The organism is Solicola gregarius (genome assembly GCF_025790165.1).
Lineage (GTDB): Bacteria > Actinomycetota > Actinomycetes > Propionibacteriales > Nocardioidaceae > Solicola > Solicola gregarius.
Genome location: NZ_CP094970.1, coordinates 2,195,100 through 2,218,692, shown reverse-complemented (window position 1 = coordinate 2,218,692; position 23,593 = coordinate 2,195,100). Strand labels below are relative to the sequence as shown.

Genomic DNA, 23,593 nt, shown 5'->3' with positions numbered 1-23,593 from the left:
GTGCCTTCGAGGCGGTAGCCGACGCCGAGGTCCGTATGCGTTGGCTCCCTGACCTGGAGCTGAGCGAGCGTACGTCCCGTCGTCCGCGGTCTGTGCGATTCGACGCGGCCGATGGCTCACGGGTCAGCGTGACCTTCGACGCGAAAGGTGCCGAGAAGACCGCGGTCGCCGTCGAGCAGGAGGAGTGAGCCTGCCCCGCGCTACCCGCGGGCCGCCTTGGCGTGCTCGACCGCCTCGGTCTCCTCGGGCGAGAGCTGCTGATCACATGTCCAGTCGGCGATGTTCTTCACGTACGTACGCGAGTCGCTGCGGCCGTGGATCGAGGTGATCACGATGCCGTTGCCGCCGTCGTCGAGCAGGGCGAGCGACCACGACATGTGTCCGCCCATGTCACCGAACGCGTCGTACCGCACCGCCGACATGTGCCGAAACGTCTCCGCCGAGTCCTGCCGCAGCGCCTGTACCTCGTCGCGCAGCACGTCGACGTCGGCCGGGAGTGCATCGGACGCGGCGCGCCGACGTCGTACCGCACGCGCGTCACGCCACGCGATGCCGGCCAACGCCACGCCGACCAGGGCGAGCACGCACGCGAGCAGCGCGAGGACGAGCGCGATGGAATCGGACTGCACGCGCTCACCCTAACCGCGGGTCGCGGGTTGTCCGTCGAGAACGCGCGGACCGGTCCCGTCGGTCATCCGGCAGACGCGCGTCGGCCGGGTGGGGCCGTTCGATAGAGTGGCCCGTGGTGTGCCGGGAAGTCTGGTCGGCGTTCGTTCACCCGACCCCTAGCAGGAGGCGAAGATGACTTCCTCCGAGCACGCCGATCCGACGAATCCCGATCATGACGTCTACGGGGCGTACGGTCCCGGCGGCGGCTGGATGCGCGCCGAGACGACCGGCGGCACGCTGCTGATCATCGGAGCACTGATCGCCCTGGCGTGGGCCAACACGCCATGGCGGGAGATCTACTTCGACGTGCAGGGATACATGGTCGGCCCGGAGGCGCTCGACCTCCATCTCTCGCTCGCCGAGTGGGCGGCCGACGGGCTACTGGCGATCTTCTTCTTCGTGGTCGGCGTCGAGCTCAAGGCGGAGTTCGTCACCGGCTCGTTGCGCCATCCACGCAAGGCGGCGCTGCCGATCATCGCCGCCGTCGGCGGCATGACCGCGCCCGCGATCATCTTCACCACCGTCGTGCTCGTCTCGGGTGAAGACGCGCTGCGCGGATGGGCGATCCCGACCGCGACCGACATCGCATTCGCGCTCGCCGTCCTGGCCGTCGTCGGCCGTGGGCTACCCGCAGCGATGCGTACGTTCCTGATGACCCTCGCCGTCGTCGACGACCTGCTCGCCATCACGATCATCGCGATCTTCTACACCGACGACCTGTCGCTGCTCGCGTTCGCGGGCATGCTCGTGCCTCTCGCGTTGTTCGCCTTCCTCGTCCAGAAGCGCGTCGCCACCTGGTACGTCCTCGCGCCGATCGCCATCGTCTGCTGGGGCCTCATGCATGCGTCCGGCGTGCATGCGACCGTCGCCGGTGTGCTGCTGGGCTTCACCGTTCCGGCGATGCTGCGCGACAACGAGACCCACGCGATGACCCACCGCTTCGAATGGGCCCTTCGCCCGCTGTCGCAGTGCCTCGCCCTGCCGGTGTTCGCGTTCTTCTCCGCCGGCGTTTCGGTCGCCGATGCGGGCGGCGTCGGCAAGCTGATCACCGACCCCGTGGCGATCGGCGTCACCTCCGGACTCGTGCTCGGCAAGATCATCGGAATCTGGGGCACCGTCGCGATCCTCATACGCACGACGAAGATGCACCTCGAGGAGGGCGTCACCGCGGCGGACATGCTGGCCCTGTCGATGCTCGCGGGGATCGGCTTCACCGTCTCGCTGCTCATCACCGAGCTCGCGTTCGGCCACCACTCGCCCCATACCGACCACGCGAAGGTCGCCGTGCTGTCCGCATCACTGATCGCGGCGATCATCGGCACCATCACGCTGCGCATCCGGCTCCGCGCGAGACGCGCCGTCGCGCCCTAGGTTTGCGCGACCGGTCGTGACCGACCGCCGATCGACGCGGGTACGCTGCATTGGCATGAGCGTCGAGTTCCTGCTGACATCACTGGTCATCGCGGCGACTCCGGGCACCGGTGTGCTGTACACGCTCGCCGCAGGGCTCACCCGCGGCGCCCGAGCCAGCCTGGTGGCCGTCGTCGGCTGCACGCTCGGCATCGTGCCGCACATGGTCGCCGCGATCACCGGTGTTGCGGCTCTGCTCCACACCAGCGCCGTCGCGTTCAGCGTCCTCAAGTACCTCGGCGTCGCGTACCTGCTCTACATGGCGTGGCGGACCCTCCGCGACAAGGGCTCGCTCGCCGTCGACGAGACGGCGCCCGACTCGGCCCGGAAGGTCATCACCTCGGGCATCCTGATCAACGTCCTCAACCCGAAGCTGACGATCTTCTTCTTCGCGTTCCTGCCCCAGCTCGTACGCCCGGGAGACGCGAACGGCCTGCTCCAGATGGTCGAGCTGAGCGTCGTGTTCATGGCAGTGACGTTCGTCGTCTTCGCCGTGTACGGGTTGTTCGCGGCGGCCGTACGCGAACAGGTGATCAGCCGACCGAACGTCCTCGCCTGGATGCGGCGGGTCTTCGCCGGCTCGTTCGTCGCCCTCGGCGCGAAGCTTGCCTTCAGCTCGCGGTAACGGGGGAGGTGGGTCGGTTCCCCTAGCCTTGGGGCGTGATCACTCTCGGCCGGGCGCTCATCGCGGCGTGCCTGGCCGTCATCGCGCTCGGCACGTTCACACCGCCCGCGGCGGCCGATGACGTGCTCCCACCCGCACCCGTCGCCTACGTCGGCGCGGGAAGCCTCCGGTGGGACCAGCTCACGCCACAGACGACTCCGACGCTCTGGCGCCTCGTGGGCGACTCCGCGGTGGCGTCGATGTCCGTACGCTCGGCGCGTGATGTCACGTGTTCGCTCGACGCATGGCTCACGATCGGCGCGGGCAGCAAGGCGCTCTCCGCCGAGCCGACCGGCGATCGCAGCAGCCTGAACCCCGGTCAGCTCGAGGGTGAGCTGCCGGCATCCTGCCCGGCCATGCCGGAGGTGAACGGCGGCAGCGTCGCCGACTGGCAGAAGTACGTCGACCTGCAGACGGACGCGAGCGGCGCGTACGGCCGTCCCGGCACGATCGGCGAGGCGCTGGCCGACGCCGGGGTGTGCGCCACCGCGATCGGGCCGGGTGCTGCCGTCGCCCTCGCCCGCACCGACGGGAGCGTGGCGAGGTACCAGACCGAGTGGAGCCGGCGAGCACAGGTGGATTGCCCGGTGACGGCGATCGACGCGGGCGACCTCGCCGGCGACCACGAAGACCCCACCGAGGCGGAGCTCGGCCGCATCGACGCCCTCGTCGCCGACGTGATCGAGGCGGCACCGGGTGGCTCGTACGTCATCGTCAGCGGCACCACCGACAGCGAACATGCCCCGACCCGACCACAGGTCGCGATGCTGTACGAGGTGGGCTCGGGCGAGGCGGCCTGGCTGACGTCGGAGACGACCCGCCGTAGTGGACACGTCCATATCGGCGATGTCGGCGCAACGATCCTGGCTGCCGCCGGTGTCGATGCCGACCAGGTCGATGCGCGCACGATGACCGTCGCCGACGAGCGCGACCTGTCGATCGCCGACACCGTTGCCGACCGCGAGGACGTCGCCGAGCTGAGCACGGTCATCCCCGACGACGGTCCGGTGTTCGGTGCGTGGATCGTCGCCGTCCCGCTCGCCGTCATGGCCGCCAGCCTCATCGCGCTCATCGCGCGGCGGCGCGGCGCGGCATGGGCTCGCCATCCGGCGTTCGTACGGATCGGGATCGTGGCGGCACTGTTCGCCACGGCGATCCCCAGCGCGCTGTACCTCGCCACCGCGGCGCAGTGGTGGCACTCCGACCACCCGACGATCACGCTGGCGACGGTGGTCGTCGCGATCGCCGCGGTCATCACCGGGCTCTGTCTGATCCTGCGCTGGGACCGCCCGTACCGTTTCGTCGCGGTGCAGTCGGGCATCACGTTCGCCGCATTGACCGTCGACGGCGTCATCGGCACGCCCTTGCAGGTCGGCAGCCTGCTCGCGGCAGGTCCCGTGTACGGCGGCCGCTTCTTCGGGTTCGGCAATGTCACGTTCGTCGTGTACGCGGTCAGCGCCATGCTCGTTGCGGCCGTCGTCGCGCAGGAGCTTCGGCGACGGGCTATGCCCCGCGCGGCATTGCTCTCCGCCGTCGGCATCGGGCTGGTCGCGATAGCCGTCGACGGCTGGCCGACGTTCGGCGCCGACTTCGGCGGCATGCTGTCACTAGTCCCTGGCGTCCTCGTACTCGTGCTGCTGCTCGCCGGCGTACGTCTCGGGTGGGGTCGGCTCGTGGCGGCGGCCGCCTCGGGTGCGCTCGTCGTCGCGCTCGTCTCGTACCTCGACTACCTACGACCGCCGGGTGAGCGCAGCCACTTCGGGTCGTTCATCGCACGCGTCCGCGATGGGGAGGCGTGGGACCTGCTCGACAACAAGATCGATGCGCTGGTCGCGAGCTTCAGCGGCCCCGTCGGCTGGCTCGAGATCGCCGGGTTCGCGATCGGCGTCGCCGCTGTCCTGCGGCCGGCCCGGCTTCACGTACCCGAGCTCGCCGGCCTGTACGACGCCTGGCCGACGCTTCGACCGGCGTTGATCGCGATTGTCGTGACGTGCGGCATCGGATCGCTCGTCAACGACTCGGGCGTACTCGTCTCCGGACTCGCCGTCGTGACCGTGGCACCGCCGATGATCGCGACGTGCGCCTGGTACGCGACCCGCTCGCCATCCGTCGAGGAGGTGACGGCGCATGACCGCGCGCTCTGAGCGACGCTGGCCGGCCGGCTGGCGCGGCACCGTACTCGGTGCCGCCGCGCTGATCACCGTCCTGACGGTGCTCGCACGCGTCGCCGGCTTCGCACGCAACTGGGTCTTCGCGCACACCGTCGGGCAGACGGAGCTCAACGGCGTCTACATGACGGTGAACACCGTTCCGAACATCCTGTACGAGATCGTCGCGGGCGGTGCGCTGGCGAGCCTCGTCGTACCCCTGCTCGCCCATGCGGTGGCGAAGAACGATCGCGAACAGGTCGACCGGACGGCCTCTGCGCTGCTGACCTGGACGATCGTCGTACTCACCCCGCTCGCCCTGGCGATCGCCGTCCTGGCCGAACCCATCGCCCGGTTCATGCTTCGCGACGGTGCCGGAGTCGACGTCGGCGCCTCGATGTTGCGGGTGTTCGCACCGCAGATCGTGCTGTATGGGATCGGCGTCGTGCTGACCGGCATCCTGCAGGCCCACAAGCGATTCGGCGGCCCAGCGGTTGCGCCGCTGCTGTCCAGCCTCGTGGTGATCGCGGCGTACGTCACGTACGCCGTGGCAGCGCCGCGCGGCACCGACCTCGACACGGTGACGACTGGTCAGCAGCTGATCCTCTCGGTCGGCACCACGCTCGGCGTCGTGGCGCTGAGCCTCAGCCTGATCGTCCCCCTGGGCCGGCTCAGGCTGCGGCTACGGCCGTCGCTGCGCTTCCCCTCCGGAGTGGGGAGATCCGTGCGGGCGCTCGCGTACGCGGGCGTCGCCGCCCTGGTCGCGCAGCAGGCATCGGTCGTCGTCGCGCTGCTGCTCGGCAACGCCGTGTCACCAGTGACGACGGCGGTGTTCGTACAGGCACAGACGATCTATCTGCTGCCATGGGCGGTGCTCGCCGTACCCGTCGCAACGACGGTGTTCCCACGGCTGACCGAGAGCTGGGCGAGCGGAGACCGCACCACGTACCGCGCGCAGCTCTCCGCTTCGACCTGCATGATCATCGTGCTCGCGTGCGGTTCGGCCGCCGCAAGTATCGCGGCAGCCCGGCCCCTCGCCAGGGTGATGGTGCAGGGAGTACCCGGCACGAACAGCGTCGACGAGCTCACCGCCGGCATCGTCGGCTTCGCGCCGGGCCTGCTCGGGTACGGCCTGTTCGCCCTGCTGTCGCGAGCGCTCTACGCCACCCACGAGACGACGTCGACCGCGATCGCCTGCGTCGTCGGCTGGTTCACCGTGATCGCTGCCGACGTCGTGATCGCGTCCGCGTTCGAGGAGTCCGACCGGGTGCTCGCGCTGGCGATCGGCAACAGCGTCGGCATGACCGTCCTCGGTGCCGGTCTGCTCTGGGCGGTCGTACGCCGCGCAGGTGCGCACGCGCTTGCGGGCGCGCCGCGCGTCGTGGCCGTATCTGTCACCGCCGGCCTGGCCGCGGCGGCGGTCGGCTGGTGGTTCGAGAGACTCATCGACGGCGGCAACGCGTGGGCTGCCGTCGTGCAGGGACTCGCATCCGCACTCGTCGCCGCCGCCGTGTTCGGCGCACTCGCGACTGCCGCGATCCGGGCACCGATCGTCAGTGCCGTGTCCGCACTGCGGGGCGGCGCCACCGCCGAGACGGGGGACTCCGATGCCGAGACGAACTGAAGCGCTCATTTCCATCGCGACGACGACCGGCGGCACCGGGCGACACGTGCGGGTTCTCGCCGCGGGTCTCGTGGACCGAGGCTGGCGCGTCACCGTGTGCGGCCCGCGTCCGACTGAGGACCAGTTCGGCTTCACCGGTTCTGGCGCCGCCTTCGAGCCGTTAGACATCGGCAGTCGACCGTCGCTGTCGAACGCCTCCTCGATCCGCACGTTGCGGCGTCTCGCGAGCACCCACGACATCGTGCATGCGCACAGCCTGCGCGCCGGAGCCATCGCCGGTGTCGCGACGCCTCGCTCGGTTCCGCTCGTCGTGACCTGGCACAACGCCGTACTCGCGTCGGGGCGGGCGCGGCGCGCGTACTCCGTACTCGAGCGGTACGTCGCTCGGCGCGCCTCGTCGACCCTGTGCGTTTCGGGTGACCTCGTCGAGCGCGTACGCGAGCTGGGCGGGCGCGACGTGCACCTCGCGCCGGTCAGTGCGCCGACTCTTCCAGAGCCTTCGACCACACCCGACGCCGTACGTGCAGAGCTCGGGGCCCTCGATCGGCCACTCGTCGTGTCGGTCGGCAGGCTCCATGCCCAGAAGGGATATCCCTACCTCGTCGCGGCGGCGCACCTCCTTGCCGAGCGCGATCCGGCACCGCTGTTCGCGATCGCCGGCGACGGCCCGGACCGTGCCACGATCGAGCAGCAGATCGCCGCGACCGGAGGGCCCGTACGGCTGCTCGGCGACCGCGCGGACATACCGGACCTGTTGCGGGCCGCCGACGTCATGGCGCTTGCGAGCGAGTGGGAGGGCAGCCCGCTCGTCGTGTCTGAATGCCTCCGTGCGGGCGTGCCGTTCGTCGGCACGGCGGTCGGCGGCGTACCCGACATGGTGGGCGATGCCGGGCTGCTGGTGCCGCCTCGAGACCCAGATGCACTCGCCGATGCGATCACCGCTGTGCTCGACTCGCCTGAGCAGGCGGAGACTCTGCGTGAGGCCGCGCACGAGGCGGCCGCCCGGCTGCCGACCGACGAGTCGGTGGTCGCCGACGTCGTCGGCACGTACGCCCGACTGCTCGGGGAGCCGGTGTGACGCGTAGGAACGCGACGTGGGCGGCACTTGCGGCGGCAGTCGTCGTGCTGCTGCTTGCGGCGGTGCGGATCGCGGACGGTGCCGACACACACCCGCTGCCGCCGGCAGACCGCGTTGTCGTGCTCGGAGTTCCTGGTCTGACCTGGGACGACATCGACACCGACGAGACACCGCACCTCGCGGCCGCGACCGAGCATGGTCAGAGCGGAATGCTCACCGCACGCGGCGCCGGCTCGTTCACCTGCCCGCTTGACGGTTGGACGACGCTCGGCGCCGGCAATCGCGCGATGTACAGCGATATCGACCGCTCCTGCGACGAGCAGCGAACCTCGGCCGCAGATCCCCGCTCGGCCGCAGATGCCAACGAGGACTTCAAGTTCGGCGCCGAGGTCGGTGCGCTCGGCCGTGCCGTCGAATGTACGACGGTGTACGGAACCGCGGCACGCCTCGCCGCCTCGGACGGGTCCGGCGAGTCCGACGTACGGCGCCGCGGAATGCCGAGTGACGTAGACCCGGCCACCTGGGCGAAGCGGTGGAGCACCTGCCCACTCACGCTCATGACGACGCCCGCGCTCGGACATGGCGACCGTCGCGCCGTCCGGGTCGCCGAAGCCGACCGGCTCGTCGGCGCCCTCATCGGCGCGCTCGAGCACAGTTCGGCGACCCGGCTGCTCATCGTCGGTGTCTCCGACACACCCGGCACGGCCCCGACGATGAACGCGGCGATCGCCGTCGGCGCCGGCGACGAGGCGGGCGTCCTTCGCTCGGCCAGCACCGGCCGCACCTCGTACGTGCAGCTGATCGACGTCGCACCGACGGTCCTCGACGTACTCGGCATCGACCAGCCGACGTCGATGACCGGGCGGGCCTGGCAAGCGACCGACGACTCGGCGAACGCGGGCGACCGGATCGACGAGTTTCGCGAGGCGACGGCGAAGGCCGACGCACATCGGTCGATCACGGCGCCCTCGTTCTGGGCGTGGGACGTACTGGTCGCGGGGTTCTGCCTCTTCGCCGTCGTCCTGCTTCGTCGCGGCCCTGGCACGAGCGGCCTTCGCCTGGCCGGCGTCGCCGTCGGGTCGGCACCGGTCGGTACGTTCCTCGCCAACCTGGTCCCGTGGTGGCGCGCCGACCCGTACTGGCCGGCGTACGTGCTCGCCGTGGCGGGCGCGACGGCCGTCGTTGCCGCGGTTGCGTGGTTCGGGCCGTGGCGTCGGCTGCCATTCGGCCCACCGGTCGCCGTTGCGGTAGTCACCGTCGGCACGCTCGCGATCGACGTCGTGTTCGGTTCGGTGCTGCAGCTCGACTCGACCCTCGGGTACAACCCGATCGTTGCCGGACGCTTCGTCGGGTTCGGCAACATGCCGTTCGCCGTGTACGCCGTTGCCGGGATGATCGTCATGGCGGCGCTGATGGCCGGGCGGGCCCGCCGACAGGTCTACGTCGTCGGTGCGGTCGGCGGCGTCACGATGGTCGCGATCAACGGGGCACCCGGTGTGGGTTCCGACTTCGGCGGGGTGCTCGCGCTCGTACCCGCGGTCGTGCTGCTCACGGCGGTGGCGGCAGGTCACCGGCTGACCTGGATCGGCGTCGCCGCAGCGCTCGTCGGCGGTGTGGTCGTCGTGAGCGTGGTGGCGATCCTCGACCATCTACGCCCCGAGGAGGCGCAGACGCACCTCGGCCGGTTCGTCGGTCAGGTACTCGACGGCACGGCATGGCAGATCGTCGACCGCAAGCTGGACGCGAACCTCAACCTGCTGCTGCACAGCCCGGTCGCGATTCTCGTACCCGTGCTGTTGGCGATGTGCTGGTGGCTCCTCCGCGCATCGGACGCGCCCGGGAGGCTGCTCGCCCGCTCGTACAGCCCCATCGTCGCCGCGACGTACGTCGGCGTCGCAACCGTCGCACTCGTCGGCACCGCGATAAACGACTCGGGCATCGCCGTGCTCGTCGCCGCGGGAGCCGTGGCCGTACCTCTGTGGGTCGCGTCGCTGGATAAGGTGCGGAAATGACCGCTACCCGCGAACCATCGCTCGGAGCCGACACCGAGGTCGGTTCCCTCGAGGTCGTGATGCTGCATCGGCCGGGACCCGAGCTGAAGCGCCTCACGCCACGCAACAACGACTCCCTGCTGTTCGACGGCATCCCGTGGGTCGACCGGGCACAGGACGAGCACGACGTCTTCGCCGATGCCCTCCGCCGCCGCGGAGCCGAGGTGCTGTACCTCACCGACCTGCTGGTGGAGACCCTTCGTGATCCGGAGGCCCGGCAGATCGCGATCGAGCAGCTCACGGCCAGCTTGCGCCTCGGAGAGACGCTTCGCGCGTACCTCGTCGAAGCGCTCCACGACCGCTCACCCGACGACCTCGCCGCCGTGATGACGGCCGGGCTGCGCAACGACGAGGTTCGGCTCGAGCACAGCATCGTGACCGGGCTCCTCGCGCCCGAGGACTTCCTGATCGACCCGCTCCCCAACCTGCTCTTCACCCGCGACTCGTCGGTATGGCTGCGCGATCGGGTCGCGATCACCAGCCTCGCGATGCCTGCACGGTGGCGCGAGACCCAGCTCACCGGGCTCATCTACGACAAGCATCCGCGCTTCACCGGTACCCCGAGGATCCACGGCGGCTCGCTCGAGCACGTCGAGGGCGGCGACGTGCTGCAGCTCGCGCCCGGCGTCATCGCGATCGGTGTCGGGGAGCGTACGACGCCGGCGGGCGTCGAGCGCTTCGCGCGGCAGCTGTTCGAGCACGGCCTCGCCGAGACGGTGCTCGCGGTGCCGATCATGCAGGAGCGCGCCACGATGCACCTCGACACGGTCGTGACCATGGTCGACGTAGACAAGGTCGTGATGTACCCGAACATCGACAACCTCGTCGCGTACGCCATCACGAGCGACGGCGACGAGCTGAACGTCGGGCAGGCGAAGCCGTTCCTCGATGCCGCCGCCGTGGCGATGCGCATCGACCGGTTCGAGCGGATCGACACCGGGCTCGATCCGGTCACGGCCGAGCGCGAGCAGTGGGACGACGGCAACAACACGCTCGCCATCGCCCCACGCGTCGCCGTCGCGTACGAGCGCAACACCGAGACGAACGCGCGGCTCGAGGCGGCCGGCATCGAGGTGATCGCGATCAGCGGCTCCGAGCTCGGCTCGGGTCGCGGTGGCCCGCGCTGCATGTCGTGCCCGATCGTGCGCAGGCCGCTGCCGCAGGCCCGCTGAGCCGCACGTTTCGGCCCCAGTTTCGCGATTTCAGGGGCCCAAAGGTGCGGCTCACGGGGCGTGCACGTCCCAGGTCTCGCGTACCCGGTCGAGCCAGCCACCGATCAGTGCGGCGACGGTCTGGCGCTGCTCGATGTGCGCGTTGTGGCCCGCCCCGTCGATGATGCTGACGTTCGCCCGGGGGTAATGCTCGAGCGCGTCGACGGCGTCGCGGTAGCCCGCGACGTGATCCTGTCGCCCGCAGATGATCTCGGTGGGACCGGCGTACGGCGGCACGGTCGACTCCGGGTACGTCGAGAGGCCGTACCGCTGTCGGATCCGCCCGAGCGCAACCTCGTCGGCCGCCCGCGCGCCCGGCAGGATCGAGTCGCGGAACAGCTCCCACGTCTCGGCGGACTCGAGGACGGCCACCTCGGTGTAGTCCGCCGCGTCCTCGGGCGAAAGACCGGCAATGAGCGCGGGATCGCGCCGCAGTACGGTCCGTGGCGGCACCTGCCGGACGTCCGGATGGGGACCAATCATCGGGCACAGCAGCGCGAGCCCGCGTACGCGATCGCGATGATGCGCTGCCAGGTAGCGGGCGATCCCGCCGCCGTACGACTGGCCGAGCACCGCGTACGGCCGATCTCCCAGCGTGTCGTCGACGAACTCCGCCACCTCCCGCGCCACCGCGTCGGTCGAGTCGATGTGCGGGCCCGCCGGCGACTGCCCCATGCCCGGCAGGTCGGCGTAGATCCGTCGCCAACCGGGGCGTCCGTCGAACACGTCCCCATCGATCACGGAGAGTAGTCGGTGATCGGCGAAGAAGCCGTGCAAGAGCATCAGGGGCAGGCCGGAGCCGTGTTCGCTCGCGTACATGGGGTGAGTTTGTCAGATCCGGACGCGCCCGCGACGGGCCCGGAGACATGGAAGCCCCGGCCGTCGCTGACGGGGGATACAACGACGACCGGGGTACAAACTAGATTAGTTGAGCGGTCACTCTTGTGCAAGTGCTCAACACGATCTCACGAAAATGTGATCAACGAATGGTGAGCTGCCGGTTCGCGAGCCCCGCCCGCGCCGAACGCTCCGCGCTACTCAGCGTCGACGAGTCGTCGAGAGCCTCGGCGAGCCGCCCGGAGAACGCGTCGGCCGGATCCTCGAGCGCCTCGGGGCCGACGTCGCCCTCGAGCTCCCAGACGGGTACGAGAACGCCGTGGGCGCGGAACGACCCGATCAACCGGGTGCCGTCACCCAGCCGGTCGTCGCCGGCGGCATGGAGCCGGGCGAGCGCATCGAGAAGGGTGTTCTCGGTATGCGGCAGCACCCAGCGCAGGTAGCGGCGATCGCCCATCTGGGTCCAGTACGCCGCGTCGACGCTGGTCAGCCGCGCGGTCGGCGCCGCCGCGTCGTTTGCGGCCTGCAGGGACGCCGCCACCTCGCCGGACGGGTCGTCGACGTCGGCGATCCAGAAGTCGAAACCGTCGTGCACCTGGACGTCGAACCCCGCGTCGGGGTCGACGAGGTCCTGCATCCGGCGGCCCGGCCCGGGATCCTCGACGGCTTGGACGGTGCTGCCCGGCTCGGTCTCGAGTGCGTGTTCCAGCACGGCCGCGAGATCGCGGCTCACGTCGCCGAAGTTGTGCTGAACCTGCAGGCCGAGCCACACCGTGCCGTCGGGGCGTACGAGCGCGGGCGCGGCCATCGGAAGCAGCGAACACACCTGCACCGAACGGTCGCCGTCGGAACGCAGCGTGATCGCCGCCGTCGCGGCGGGGACGATCTCACGCAGCGCGATCCAGTCGCACTCGCCCGGGAGCCCTTCGAAAGTACGGGCCACGAAGGGTGCGCTCGCGTTGGCGCTCCCGTGGCAGTTCTTGTAGCGGCGCCCCGACCCGCACGGGCACGGCTGGCGGGGTGACGGCGCATCGGGATCGGTGGTGGTCGTCGCGGGCTGGTCGACCCGTCGCCGCGTTCGCTTCGCCATCAGCTGCCCTGGCCTCCGTACGGATTGCCGGGCTGGCCGCCGGGTGGCGGTTGGCCGGTCTGCGGCGGTTGGCCCGTCTGAGGCGGCCGGGGCGGCTGGCCGTAGGGTCCGCCCTGCTGCGGCGGTGGTCCGTACGGGCCCTGCTGGGGTGGGCGCTGTCCGTACGGCGGCTGCTGGCCGTACTGCCCGCCCTGCGGCGGCTGCTGCGCGTACGGGTTGGGCTGCTGGACGAACGGCGTCGTCGGCTCGGGCCGGCCGGCGTCGCCGGTCTCGGTCGGTGTCGGGGTCGCTCCGGGTTGACGCAGCGCAACGGCGCCGAGGAGGAGCCCGACGCCCATCAGTACGAAGCCGCCGCCGACGGCGATGTAGCCGTTCGCGATCGTGTCGGCCTCGTCGCTCGAGGTGAGGTACGCGCCGACGCCGGCGGCAATCGCGCCGACGACGAGCACACCGAACCCGGTGAACCCGAGTCCGGAGCGGCCGCGGCGCCCCGAGGAGGTCGCGAACAGCCAGAGCAGCACGGCGATGACAACGAGGGCGATGGCGCCGTACATCATGTACATGTCGAGCTTGTCGCTGTCGGAGGCGTCGCTCTCCGAGACCGAACCGGCGTCGTCGGCGAGGTCGGCGAAGACGCCGCGGCGCATGATCGCCGCGAACGCGCCATAGACGATCGCCGCGAGCGCCGCGAGCAGCCCGACGATGGTCGCGATCACACCGAGCTTGGAGGAGCCGCCTTCGTCGCCGGCGGGCGGCTCGGACCAGCCGCCCTGCTGCTGGGCGTACTGCTGCTGGGCGTACTGGGGCGGGACCTGACCGCGTGGCTGACCCTGGGACTGCACCGGCTGCTGGCCGTACTGCGGCTGAGCGCCCTGACCAGGCCATGGCTGCTGCGGACGTCCGCCCCCGCCGCTAGGCGTGTTCGGATCGTTGTTCTGCATCGGTCGGCCCTTCTCATCCCGGCGCTGTCGCCACGCAGCCTATCGGAGACACCGTCCGCGCGTACCGTCCGGCGACCGACGGCGCGACCGAGCGACACGCATGGGCATGATGGGACCATGAACGAGATCTCGATCCCGACCGTGCAGGTCGAGGGCGTACCCGAACCGTTGCCCGAGTCGGTCGTCGTACTCGACGTACGCGAAGAGAACGAGTGGCAGGGCGGTCACGTCGATGGCGCCGTCCACATTCCGCTCGGGGAACTGCCCGCACGGATCGACGAGCTGCCCGACGGCAAGCAGGTGCTCGCGATCTGTCACGTCGGCGGACGCTCCGCGCAGGCGACCGGCTACCTCGTCCAGCGCGGCTACGACGCCGTCAACCTCGACGGCGGCATGATCGCCTGGCAGCGGGCCGGGCGGCCGGTGGTGTAGCCGCATCCACTCGGGCGGCGACCGCTCTGCCCGCTGGCCGGCCTAACAAATAGACATTTGTTAGGCCAGGGCGTAACAAATGTCTATTTGTCCAGGGCGCTCCGCGCCGATCCAGGCCGGGATTCGTCCACAGAGTCGTGGTTCTCCACAGCGGCGACCTGCGGTACGGCCCGCGGGGCCGGGCGACACGCACAGTGCAGGTGTGAACCTGACTCGTACCGAACGCATCGATGACCCACCCGGCTGGACCCAGATTGAGCGCGACCAGCGTCGAGTCGTCACGTCGGCGCAGGCCTCCATCGCATTCGGCAAGCCGTTCGTCATCAACCAGCTCCACAAGCACCGATGGCAGCGCCCGTGCCGAGGCGTCATCGTCGTGCACAACGGACCCATCCTCGAGTCCGAGAGGCGAATGGTGGCCCTTCTGTCGGGCCCTCCCCGGTCGGTCCTCGGTGGCCTCACTGCACTAAGAGAGGACGGCTTCGCCGGGTTCGAATCCGTGGACGCCAGGCCCCGGATCATCGTCCCAGCAGGTGCTCGTCGGCCGAGCAACCGAGACGTCGACGTCCACTGGTCGGAGCACCTCGGTGACGACGATGTGCACCCTTTGCAGGTCCCAGTGCGCACTCGACCTGCCCGTAGTGCTCTCAACGAGGCGGCCTGGTCACGACCGCCCCGGCTCGCCCGGGCGCTGATCCTCTCCGTCGTTCAGCAGGGACTCGCACGACCCGACGACCTGATCGCACGACTCGCGACGTGGCCGAACGGGCAGCACCACGGGCTCATCATGGAGTCGACGCTGGACGCCGCTGGTGGCACCCAGTCATTGCCTGAAGGAGATTTCGTACGGATCTGCACCCGTCAAGGCGCTCCTCCGCCAAGCCAGCAGGTCGTGCGCCGTCGCCCAGACGGCAGGCTATTCGTCGACATCGAATGGCGACAGCATGACGTTGCCGTCGAGATCCACGGCATTCCCCACATGCGCGTCCTCAATTGGGAGGCGGACCTGATGCGGGCGAACGAGATCGTGATCGCCGGTCCTCGCCTGCTGATCTTCAGCTCGTACGCCGTCCGCCACGAACCGGATCGCGTCTGGGATCAGGTGTGTCGCGCCCTACGCCTCGGCGGCTGGCGCGGTTGAGCGCCGAAGGGCACCGCGGTGGTCGGACGCCCTACTTCAGCAGCTTCGACATCCGCCGGTCGGCGAGCTTCTTGCCGGCGGTCTGACAGGTCGGGCAGTACTGCAGCGAGGAGTCTGCGAAGGACACCTCGGCCACCGTGTCGCCGCAGACCGGGCACGCCTCGCCGGTACGCCCGTGCACACGCATGGCGGACTTCTTCTCCTTCTTCAGCTCGGCCGCCGCGACGCCCTCCGACCGCTCCATCGCATCGCGCAGGGTCGAGTCGATCGCGGCGTACAGCTCGTCGACGACGTCGCCCTCGATCGCACTGGCCGGCTTGAACGGTGACATCTTCGCCACGTGCAGGATCTCGTCGGAGTAGGCGTTGCCGATTCCGGCGATCGTCTGCTGGGTACGTAGCACGCCCTTGATCTGCGCACGCCCGGCGTCGCGCAGGATCTGCGCGAACACCTCGCGGGTGAACTCGGGTCCGAGCGGGTCTGGGCCCAGGCGGGCGACACCGGGTACGTCCGCGGGGTCGCGGACGGCGTACACCGCCAGCCGCTTCTGCGTCCCGGCTTCGGTGACGTCGAAGCCGGAGTCGTCGTCGAGTACGACCCGGAGCGCGAGCGGTCCCTTGCCGCCGGGGCGTGGCGGCTTCGCGGGCATGGCGTCCTTCCAGCGGACCCAGCCGGCGCGGGACAGATGAATGACGAGGTGGAGCCCCGCGGCCTCGATGTCGAGGAACTTGCCGTGACGGTCCACGCCGTCGACGACAAGTCCCCTGAACGCGTCGAGGGGAGGGTCGAACGTCTTCAGCGCACTGAACGCGGTCAGGTGCGCGTTGACGATCGCCCGCCCCTCGAGTCGAGGTCGCAGGTCGGCCACCAGGGCAGCGACTTCAGGAAGCTCGGGCACTACCCCAGTGTGCCGCAGACTGCGGCCGGAGTCGGGTTACTTCCCGCTTGCGGCCGACTTCAGCTTCGACCCGGCGCTGACCTTGACGCCGAATCCGGCAGGGATCTCGAGCGGCTCACCGGTCGCCGGGTTGCGGCCGGACCGCGCGGCGCGCTCGACGCGCTCAACGGTCAGCAGGCCCGGGATCTGTACCTTGTCGCCCTTGCCGACGGCGGCGATCAGCTCATCGCCGAGTGCGGTCACGAATGCGTCGGCGTCGGCCTTGGTGCGGCCGGTGCGCTCCGACAGCGCGTTGACGAGTTCAGAGCGGTTCATGTGGGTTCCTTCGACAGATTCGAGTGCAAAACACGAACGATCATAGGCGTCGTACCCTCACGACGTTGCGAAGGCTCGCGGTAAGGGCACCGAACAGACCGTTGGCAAGGCCTCTAAGTACGCATTTCGGGGCATTTCGGTTACTCCGAGTGACGAAAGGTGCGGCGTCTGCCACTGCACGTCGATCAACCGCTCGCCCGCATGCTCGTCGTCGAGCAGGGAAACCAGGCCCATCAAAGCGACCTTCGACGCGTCGCGTACGTGGTGGAACATCGACTCTCCGGCGAAGAGACCGCCGATCGCGATGCCGTAGACGCCTCCGGCGAGCACTCCGTCGTGGGTGCGGGCCTCGATCGAATGAGCCCATCCGAGATCGTGCAGGCGTACGTACGCGTCGCGAATCGACTCGGAGATCCAGGCTCCGGGACGCTGCGGATCACCACATGCATCGATCACCTCGCCGAATGATCGGTCGACGGTGATCTCGAACCGATTGAGCGAGCGGCGCAGCGATCTGCTGACATGAGCGTCAGAGACCCGCAAAACTCCCCGCGTCACTGGTGACCACCACAACATCGGCTCGATCTCCTCGACCGGCATCGGAAACGCGCCGCGCGAGTACGCATTGAGGATCGTCTGCGGCTCGAGGTCCGCACCCGCCGCGACGCAGTCCTCCGCGGGCCACGTTGCGGAGTCGAACGTCCAGCGCGACGGGGGCAGATCGAAGACGGGCGGCATCGCGCGCCAGCGTAACCTTCGAAGGTCCACGAGCCCGGGACGTAGGCCGAGTCTGCGCGCGATCGGTACGCTTCCGGTGTCGCATCCCGCATTTGGAAGGCATACATGGGCGTTGGACGGATGGCCGCGAAGGGCATCACACCGATCGGCAAGAAGATCGCGCCGAAGGTCACCTCCGGGTACGTACGCGAGATCCTCGAACGAGCGATCGACGGATACGGCCCGATCAAGGCCGCCGGCGCTTCGGCCGATGCGCGACTCGTCGATGCCAAGGGCGATGTCGAGGACGCGATCGACGCGGCCGTCGCCCAGCACGTCCGGTACGCGGGCATGCAGGGCTTTGCGACCAACATCGGGGGCGGCATCACGCTTGCGGTGTCCATCCCGGCGAACGTCACCGGTCTCGCCCTCCTGCAGTCGCATCTCGTCGCAGCGATCGCCCACCTGCGGGGGTACGACCTCGACGATGCTCGCGTACGCAACGCGATCCTGGCCTGCCTACTCGGCGAGGACGGCGTGAACGAGCTGATCAAGAAGAAGAAGCTGCCCGGCACCCCGATGGCGATCGCGACGTCACCCGTTCACGATCCGGAGCTCGACACGACGGTCGCCCGGCACGTCACGACGGAGCTGCTCGCCAAGGTCACCGGTAGGCGGGCCGCGCTCGTCGTCAGTCGCCGAATCCCCGTGCTGGGTGGGGGTGTCGGCGCCGCGACCGACGCCTACTCGACGTACCAGATCGGCACGTACGCGCGCGAGCAGCTGCACGAGAGAAGGGTCTGAACGTGGTCTACACGGCCGATCGTGATGGTTCGGCGGCGGCTGCTGTTCGCCTTCGCCCCGCCACCGCAGAAGATGTGGGTGGCGTCCTCGCGCTGTGGTCGATCGCAGCGGAGAACGCCGGTCGGCCGTCCGACACGCGCGACGCCGTCGGCCGACTGCTCGCACGCGATCCCGATGCACTGTTGCTGGCGGTCGACGAGACAGATCGGGTCATCGGCACCATCATTGTCGGATTCGACGGCTGGAGGTGTCACCTCTACCGGCTCGCCGTACACCCGGACGCCCGTCGGCAGGGAGTCGGACGGTTGCTGCTCGAGCACGCGGAGCAGCGCCTTCGTGATCTCGGCGGCACCCGGATCGACGCGATGGTGCTCGAGCAGAACCAGCTGGGACAGCGAGTCTGGGGCGCCGCGGGCTACACGGAGCAAGACGACTGGCGGCGGTGGGTCAAGCCGATCACCGACTCCGCCTGACGGTGCTCAGAAGCGCAGTTTGCGTCGTACCCGCCCGGCGAAGCGGCGTATGCGCCGGCGGCGCGCATGGGCGGCCACGACCTCCTGGACGCGCGCCTCACCACGCTGCTCGGCCTCGCGGGCTGCGCCTGCGCCGCGCTCGCGTTCGTGCACGAGCTCGGCGAGGAGGGTGTCGATGACGTCGAGCGCGACCCTGAGCTGCTCGCCCGGGCCCACCTGGTCGGGATCGACGAACTCGCCTTGGTCCTCCACCACGCGCAGCTCGTCGAGGTCACCCCGCACGTCGTACGCGTGCCCGCGCAGCTCGTCGATCCATTCCGACGTCAGGTCGCGCGCCCAGTCGCGGTGTCGAGGTGGCAGGATCAGCCGGTGCGCACCGTCGCGGCCGGCGAGCGTGCGGTGTGCGAGGAGCTCGCGTACCCACTCGCGGTAGTACGGCCCTTCGTACGTGGTCGGCGGGTTTCGCTTGTTCAGCTTGCGGATCACCGTCGTCTCGACCGCGCCGAGGCTCACATTCGCGCGATCGGACTCCTCGGTCAGCCACTCGGACTCGATGCCCCACAGCGTCATCAGCCGATCGAGCAGCAGCGCCCGCGGCGCACCCGGAGGCGGCACGGTGACCAGGTGGACGTTCTCGTCCGGAACCTCCGAACCCCACCGGCGAAGTACGTCCGGCCAGTTCTGCACCGCCCAGAACCACCGGCTGCTGTAGCTCTGCGGCTCGTCGCGACGAAGATCCTTGAGGAACGCGTCGTACTTGTGCTTCTTGCGGTGCTTGACCTGCTCCTGCCACTCCGCCGGTACCTGTCGGCTCAGGTCGCGGGCGGAGTAGACGATGTGCACGTCGGACCCGGCGAGCGAGTTGACCGCACGCTTGGCCTGCTCCTCGGTCGCGCCCGCGAACACCTCGTGCGAGATGATCACGGTGCCGTTCCACTTCTGCGCCTTACCGACGAGGTAGTCCCACGACCCGGGCGCGTCGACCTCGAGCCCGCCCCACGTACGCTCCAGCAGGTCCAGAGCCGCCATGAAGTGCGCATCGCGGCGGCGACCGGGGTACAGGATGCCGCGATCGGCCAGCGCCTTGCGGTTGTTGTACAGAAGCTCCTGCACCATCGACGTGCCGGTCTTCGGTGCCCCGACATGCAGGAATACCTTCGCCATGGCGGCAAGGTTACCGCTCGGTGTTCGCGGCCCTCACGTCACGCCGGTCAGTCTGTCGCCCGATCCGCGAGCGCGCGTACGACGGCCGACGGACTCGGTCGGCCCAGGTGCTTCGCCATCCAGGCACTCGCCTCGACCATCGCGTCGAGGTCGACGCCGTGCTCGATGCCGAGACCGTCGAGCATCCACACCAGGTCTTCGGTGGCGAGATTGCCGGTAGCGCTCTTGGCGTACGGGCAGCCGCCGAGTCCGCCCGCCGACGCGTCGAACGTGGTGATCCCCTTGCCCAGCGCGGCGTACGCGTTGGCGAGGGCCTGGCCGTACGTGTCGTGGAAGTGCATCGCGAGCCGGTCGACGTCGACTCCCGCGGAACCGAACGCGTCGATCAGCGCGCCGACATGGCCGGCGGTTGCGACGCCGATCGTGTCGCCGATCGAGAGCTGCGACGCGCCCAGGTCGAGCAGCCGCTTGCCGACGCGGACGACCTGGTCGATCGGCACCGCGCCCTCCCACGGGTCGCCGAAGCACATCGAGACATACGCGCGTACGTCGAGCCCTTCGGCGAGGGCACGGGACACGACCGGCTCGAACATCGCGAACTGCGTCTCGAGGTCGGAGTTCAGGTTGCGCTCCGCGAACGTCTGCGTCGCGCTGCCGAAGATCGCGATGTGCTTCGAGCCCGCCTCCAGCGCCCGATCGAGACCACGCTCGTTGGGTACGAGCACCGGCAGCGGCACCGCGCCCTCGAGATCGAGCCGGGCAGCGAGGTCGGCCGCATCGGCCAGCTGCGGCACCCACTTCGGATGTACGAAGCTGGTGGCCTCGACGATCGGCAGCCCGGCGTCGACGAGTCTGCGTACGAACTCGGCCTTCACCTCGACCGGCACGATCGCCGACTCGTTCTGCAGGCCGTCGCGCGGCCCGACCTCGTAGATCGTCACCCGAGCGGGTAGTCCGGTGGGCGGCACCACCATCGGCAGAGGTCGGGTCATCGCTGCTCCAGGTTCAGTCGGACATGCCCATGGTGTCGGCCTTGTACTTCTCCAGTACCTCGGGAGTGAACTCACCCATCACCGCTGCAGGCTGGGTGATCCGCAGGTAGTTGCCGAACGGGTCACGGATGCCGGCGTCGATGCCGTACGGCTGCTCCGTCGGCTGCTGGGTGACCTCGACGCCCTTGGACTCGAGTTCGGCGATGGTGCGCCGACAGTCGTCGGTAGTGAGGATGAACGCCATCCCGAGCGCGCCTTTGCTGAGCAGGTCGCGCAGCTGGTCGGCCGCCTCGGCGGAGGGACCGGGGCCGCCAGGCGTCTCCAACAGCACATGGCGGTCGTCGCCCGGGACACAGATCGTGAGCCAGCGCATGACACCGAGGTCGACGTCGGCGCTGACCTCCATGCCGAGCTTGCCGACATAGAACTCGAGAGCTGCGTCCTGGTCGGTGACGTAGATGGCAGAGTGCGAGATTGCGTTGAAGTTCGTCATGACCTCGACACTAGATCGGGCGCGACCGGGTCCGCTTCTCCGAAACTGCTCGCTTCGCCGTGGCGCTCGCGCGGCCGCTGCCACGCCATCCGGAAACACGTCGGAGCGGGGCCGACGTCTCCGGCCGTCCGCGTGCGGTACTCGCTCGGCGAGACGCCCACAACTTCTCGGAACGTACGGCTGAACGTACCCAGGCTGGTGAAGCCGACCGCCAGTGCGATATCGGTGATCGGCTTGCCGCTCGCGCGAAGGTCCCACATCGCCCGCTCGATCCGGCGCCGCTGCAGGTAGCGGTGCGGAGTCTCGCCGAACGTCTCCTTGAAAGTGCGGATGAAGTGCGCCTCGGACACGTACGCAATACGGGCGAGGGAGGGTACGTCGAGCGGCTCGGCGTACGACCGGTCCATCGCATCGCGAGCACGCAGCATCCGGCGGTTCTGGTCCTCGGACGCGCTCACCATGCCTCCACCGTAGCCGCGTCGACCCGGAACAACACCTCGCCCAACGTCACCTGGCTGCCCGCCTCGGCATGCACGAGCGACACCACTCCGTCGTACGGCGCCTTGAGCGCAAGCTCCATCTTCATCGCCTCGAGGACGCCCAGGACGTCGCCCTGCTTGACATTTGAGCCGACCTCGACGCCGACCGAGAGCACAGTGCCGGGCATCGGCGCTGGTACGTCCGCGTCGCCGGCGTCGTCGGCGGCACCGGGACCGAATGCATCTGGCCGCTGGAACGTCCACGGGTGCCCGCGGAGCGTCACGGTGATCGAATGCGCATGCACCAGCATCGTGGTATCGAGCGTGACGCCGTCCACGTCGAGGCGTACGCGCTCCACCTGCCCGGATGGCGAAAGCGCGCGCTCTACGAGACCGATTCGGGTCGAGCGCCCGTCGGCCGTCGTCACGACCCCGCTGATCGGGTCGACGTACGTGGTCACGGTCTCGCCGTCGTACGCGAGCTCGACCGGCACCGGCGCGGGCGCACCCGCGAGGCGCCAACCGTCGGCCGTACCGAAAGGGTGGCCCCCTTCGCGCGGAACGCTCACCCGGGCGACCGCCCAGGCGGCGATCGGAAGGACACTCGCGGGCATCGCCTCGCGGGTGGTCAGCCCGCCCGGGTCGGCATCCAGCCATGCGGTGTGGATCTCGGCGTCGCGGAACGCGTCGCTGGCGGCGAGCCGGCGGAGAAACCCCACGTTGGTCGTCAGTCCCAACACCGCCGTCTCGTCGAGCGCCGCGACCAGGTTGCGACGGGCCGCCTCCCGGGTCGGACCGTGCACGATGATCTTCGCCAGCATCGGGTCGTACGCCGTGCCGACCTCCTGACCCGAGCGCAGTGCCTCGTCGACTCGAGCGCGGTCCGGCGACGGCCAGCGTACGAGCTCGGCGATGCCGGCCTGCGGCAGGAAGTCGTGATATGGGTCTTCTGCGTATACACGGGCCTCGATCGCGTGGCCGGTGCACGCGACATCGGCCTGGCTCATCGGCAACACCTCGCCCGCGGCCACGGAGAACTGCAACGCGACCAGGTCGAGCCCTGTTACCAATTCGGTGACCGGGTGCTCCACCTGCAGCCGGGTGTTCATCTCCAAGAACGCGGCGTTCTCGCCCCAGACCAGGAACTCGACGGTGCCCGCGCCGACGTAGCCGACCGCACGACACAGTGCCACCGCCGATGCGGTCACCGTCTCGCGTACGGCCGCCGGAATCGTCGGTGCCGGCGCCTCCTCCAGCACCTTCTGGTGGCGCCGCTGTGTCGAGCAGTCGCGCTCGTACAGGTGGAGCACGTTGCCGTGCCGGTCGGCGATGACCTGCACCTCGATGTGGCGGCCGCGCTCGACGTACTTCTCGATCAGCAGGGTGTCGTCGCCGAACGCGGAGGCGGCCTCGCGCTTCGCGGCGGCGACCGCCTCGGGCAGGTCGCCGGGCGCGCGTACGACGCGCATGCCCTTGCCGCCGCCGCCGGCCGCGGCCTTGACCAGCACCGGGTAGTCGGCCGCATCGGGTTCGGCGCCGTCTTCGTCGAACCGTGGCACCACCGGTACGCCCGCGTGCACGGCGATCTCGCGCGCGTGGTCCTTACGGCCCATCGCGTCCATGACACCGGCATCGGGGCCGATGAAGACGAGGCCCGCCTCGGTGACCGCGCGCGCGAACGCGGACCGCTCGGACAGGAAGCCGTAGCCCGGGTGCACGGCCTCCGCACCGCTGCGCAGAGCGGCGTCGATCACCGCATCGATCGACAGGTACGACTGCGCCGCCTCGGCCGGGCCGATGCGTACGGCGGTGTCGGCCTCGCGTACGTGCTGGGCATCGCGATCGGCATCGGAGAAGATCGCCACGCTGCGCAGCCCTGCGGCGCGTGCGGCGCGGACGATGCGCACGGCGATCTCACCGCGGTTGGCGATGAGGACGGTGCTGAACGAGTGGTGGCTCATGA

The 23,593-nt window shown here is 69.6% G+C and carries 24 protein-coding genes; 12 read left to right on the top strand and 12 right to left on the bottom strand.

Translation table 11 applies throughout. The features are described from left to right. Positions 1-35 precede the first annotated feature (35 nt). Positions 36-188: a hypothetical protein gene (locus L0C25_RS11020; RefSeq protein ID WP_271636542.1), complete on the top strand. Its 153-nt coding sequence runs from the start codon at positions 36-38 to the stop codon at positions 186-188. Positions 189-200: 12 nt separating this feature from the next. Here L0C25_RS11020 and L0C25_RS11015 read toward each other — a convergent pair whose 3' ends face one another. Beyond that, positions 201-629, bottom strand: coding sequence for a DUF4446 family protein (locus L0C25_RS11015; protein WP_271636541.1), 429 nt, complete (start codon positions 627-629; stop codon positions 201-203). A 172-nt stretch (positions 630-801) separates the two neighbouring features. On the opposite strand from L0C25_RS11015, the gene nhaA reads away from it, so the two are divergent. From nhaA to L0C25_RS10980, 7 genes are read left to right on the top strand one after another with little or no spacing between them, the layout of a single operon-like run. Next, positions 802-2,040, top strand: coding sequence for a Na+/H+ antiporter NhaA (nhaA, locus tag L0C25_RS11010; protein WP_271636540.1), 1,239 nt, complete (start codon positions 802-804; stop codon positions 2,038-2,040). Positions 2,041-2,095: 55 nt separating this feature from the next. Further along, positions 2,096-2,704: a LysE family translocator gene (locus L0C25_RS11005; RefSeq protein WP_271636539.1), complete on the top strand. Its 609-nt coding sequence runs from the start codon at positions 2,096-2,098 to the stop codon at positions 2,702-2,704. Between the two features lie 35 nt (positions 2,705-2,739). Next, a complete protein-coding gene (locus L0C25_RS11000; protein WP_271636538.1) occupies positions 2,740-4,887 on the top strand; it encodes a hypothetical protein in 2,148 nt (715 codons plus the stop codon). Further along, entirely contained in the window at positions 4,871-6,514 is a 1,644-nt protein-coding gene (murJ, locus tag L0C25_RS10995; protein WP_271636537.1) for a murein biosynthesis integral membrane protein MurJ, read from the top strand. The genes L0C25_RS11000 and murJ overlap by 17 nt, the downstream gene beginning before the upstream one ends. Then, positions 6,498-7,592 carry a glycosyltransferase family 4 protein gene (locus L0C25_RS10990; protein ID WP_271636536.1) on the top strand — a complete coding sequence of 365 codons (1,095 nt, stop codon included), beginning with the start codon at positions 6,498-6,500 and terminating at the stop codon, positions 7,590-7,592. Before murJ ends, L0C25_RS10990 begins: the two co-directional genes overlap by 17 nt. After that, entirely contained in the window at positions 7,589-9,604 is a 2,016-nt protein-coding gene (locus tag L0C25_RS10985; protein WP_271636535.1) for a hypothetical protein, read from the top strand. The genes L0C25_RS10990 and L0C25_RS10985 overlap by 4 nt, the downstream gene beginning before the upstream one ends. Next, positions 9,601-10,815: an arginine deiminase gene (locus L0C25_RS10980; protein ID WP_271636534.1), complete on the top strand. Its 1,215-nt coding sequence runs from the start codon at positions 9,601-9,603 to the stop codon at positions 10,813-10,815. The genes L0C25_RS10985 and L0C25_RS10980 overlap by 4 nt, the downstream gene beginning before the upstream one ends. A 51-nt stretch (positions 10,816-10,866) precedes the next feature. Here L0C25_RS10980 and L0C25_RS10975 read toward each other — a convergent pair whose 3' ends face one another. From L0C25_RS10975 to L0C25_RS10965, 3 genes are all read right to left on the bottom strand, one after another. Next, the gene (locus L0C25_RS10975; protein WP_271636533.1) at positions 10,867-11,673 is read right to left on the bottom strand and encodes an alpha/beta fold hydrolase; all 807 of its coding nucleotides are present in this window, start codon (positions 11,671-11,673) and stop codon (positions 10,867-10,869) included. 160 nt (positions 11,674-11,833) lie between these two features. After that, the gene (locus L0C25_RS10970; RefSeq protein WP_271636532.1) at positions 11,834-12,781 is read right to left on the bottom strand and encodes a DUF5926 family protein; all 948 of its coding nucleotides are present in this window, start codon (positions 12,779-12,781) and stop codon (positions 11,834-11,836) included. Continuing rightward, positions 12,781-13,722 (bottom strand): hypothetical protein, encoded by a 942-nt coding sequence (locus L0C25_RS10965; protein ID WP_271636531.1) that lies wholly within the window; start codon positions 13,720-13,722, stop codon positions 12,781-12,783. Before L0C25_RS10965 ends, L0C25_RS10970 begins: the two co-directional genes overlap by 1 nt. A 117-nt stretch (positions 13,723-13,839) precedes the next feature. Between L0C25_RS10965 and L0C25_RS10960 the strand changes: the two genes are divergently transcribed. Together L0C25_RS10960 and L0C25_RS10955 are read left to right on the top strand one after the other, a co-directional pair. Further along, positions 13,840-14,154 carry a rhodanese-like domain-containing protein gene (locus L0C25_RS10960; RefSeq protein ID WP_271636530.1) on the top strand — a complete coding sequence of 105 codons (315 nt, stop codon included), beginning with the start codon at positions 13,840-13,842 and terminating at the stop codon, positions 14,152-14,154. Between the two features lie 202 nt (positions 14,155-14,356). After that, complete coding sequence (locus tag L0C25_RS10955) at positions 14,357-15,295, top strand: PDDEXK family nuclease (protein WP_271636529.1); 939 nt, start codon at positions 14,357-14,359, stop codon at positions 15,293-15,295. Positions 15,296-15,326: 31 nt separating this feature from the next. On the opposite strand, the gene L0C25_RS10950 is transcribed toward L0C25_RS10955, so the two are convergent. From L0C25_RS10950 to aat, 3 genes are read right to left on the bottom strand one after another with little or no spacing between them, the layout of a single operon-like run. Further along, positions 15,327-16,193, bottom strand: a complete 867-nt coding sequence (locus L0C25_RS10950; protein ID WP_271636528.1) for an Fpg/Nei family DNA glycosylase — start codon at positions 16,191-16,193, stop codon at positions 15,327-15,329. 36 nt (positions 16,194-16,229) lie between these two features. Continuing rightward, positions 16,230-16,508 carry an HU family DNA-binding protein gene (locus tag L0C25_RS10945; RefSeq protein ID WP_271636527.1) on the bottom strand — a complete coding sequence of 93 codons (279 nt, stop codon included), beginning with the start codon at positions 16,506-16,508 and terminating at the stop codon, positions 16,230-16,232. Positions 16,509-16,565: 57 nt separating this feature from the next. Continuing rightward, a complete protein-coding gene (aat, locus tag L0C25_RS10940; RefSeq protein ID WP_271636526.1) occupies positions 16,566-17,246 on the bottom strand; it encodes a leucyl/phenylalanyl-tRNA--protein transferase in 681 nt (226 codons plus the stop codon). A gap of 105 nt (positions 17,247-17,351) precedes the next feature. Between aat and L0C25_RS10935 the strand changes: the two genes are divergently transcribed. Together L0C25_RS10935 and L0C25_RS10930 are read left to right on the top strand one after the other, a co-directional pair. Next, positions 17,352-18,029 (top strand): EcsC family protein, encoded by a 678-nt coding sequence (locus L0C25_RS10935; protein WP_271636525.1) that lies wholly within the window; start codon positions 17,352-17,354, stop codon positions 18,027-18,029. A gap of 2 nt (positions 18,030-18,031) precedes the next feature. Continuing rightward, entirely contained in the window at positions 18,032-18,502 is a 471-nt protein-coding gene (locus L0C25_RS10930) for a GNAT family N-acetyltransferase (protein WP_271636524.1), read from the top strand. Positions 18,503-18,508: 6 nt separating this feature from the next. On the opposite strand, the gene L0C25_RS10925 is transcribed toward L0C25_RS10930, so the two are convergent. The 5 genes from L0C25_RS10925 to L0C25_RS10905 are packed head-to-tail and all read right to left on the bottom strand — an operon-like array spanning position 18,509 to position 23,591. Continuing rightward, positions 18,509-19,666, bottom strand: a complete 1,158-nt coding sequence (locus L0C25_RS10925) for a hypothetical protein (RefSeq protein WP_271636523.1) — start codon at positions 19,664-19,666, stop codon at positions 18,509-18,511. 47 nt (positions 19,667-19,713) lie between these two features. Further along, complete coding sequence (locus tag L0C25_RS10920; RefSeq protein ID WP_271636522.1) at positions 19,714-20,658, bottom strand: hydroxymethylglutaryl-CoA lyase; 945 nt, start codon at positions 20,656-20,658, stop codon at positions 19,714-19,716. Positions 20,659-20,671: 13 nt separating this feature from the next. Then, the gene (locus L0C25_RS10915; RefSeq protein WP_271636521.1) at positions 20,672-21,151 is read right to left on the bottom strand and encodes a VOC family protein; all 480 of its coding nucleotides are present in this window, start codon (positions 21,149-21,151) and stop codon (positions 20,672-20,674) included. Continuing rightward, entirely contained in the window at positions 21,148-21,612 is a 465-nt protein-coding gene (locus tag L0C25_RS10910) for a helix-turn-helix domain-containing protein (protein ID WP_271636520.1), read from the bottom strand. Before L0C25_RS10910 ends, L0C25_RS10915 begins: the two co-directional genes overlap by 4 nt. Then, positions 21,606-23,591, bottom strand: coding sequence for an acetyl/propionyl/methylcrotonyl-CoA carboxylase subunit alpha (locus tag L0C25_RS10905; protein ID WP_271636519.1), 1,986 nt, complete (start codon positions 23,589-23,591; stop codon positions 21,606-21,608). Before L0C25_RS10905 ends, L0C25_RS10910 begins: the two co-directional genes overlap by 7 nt. Positions 23,592-23,593 lie beyond the last annotated feature (2 nt).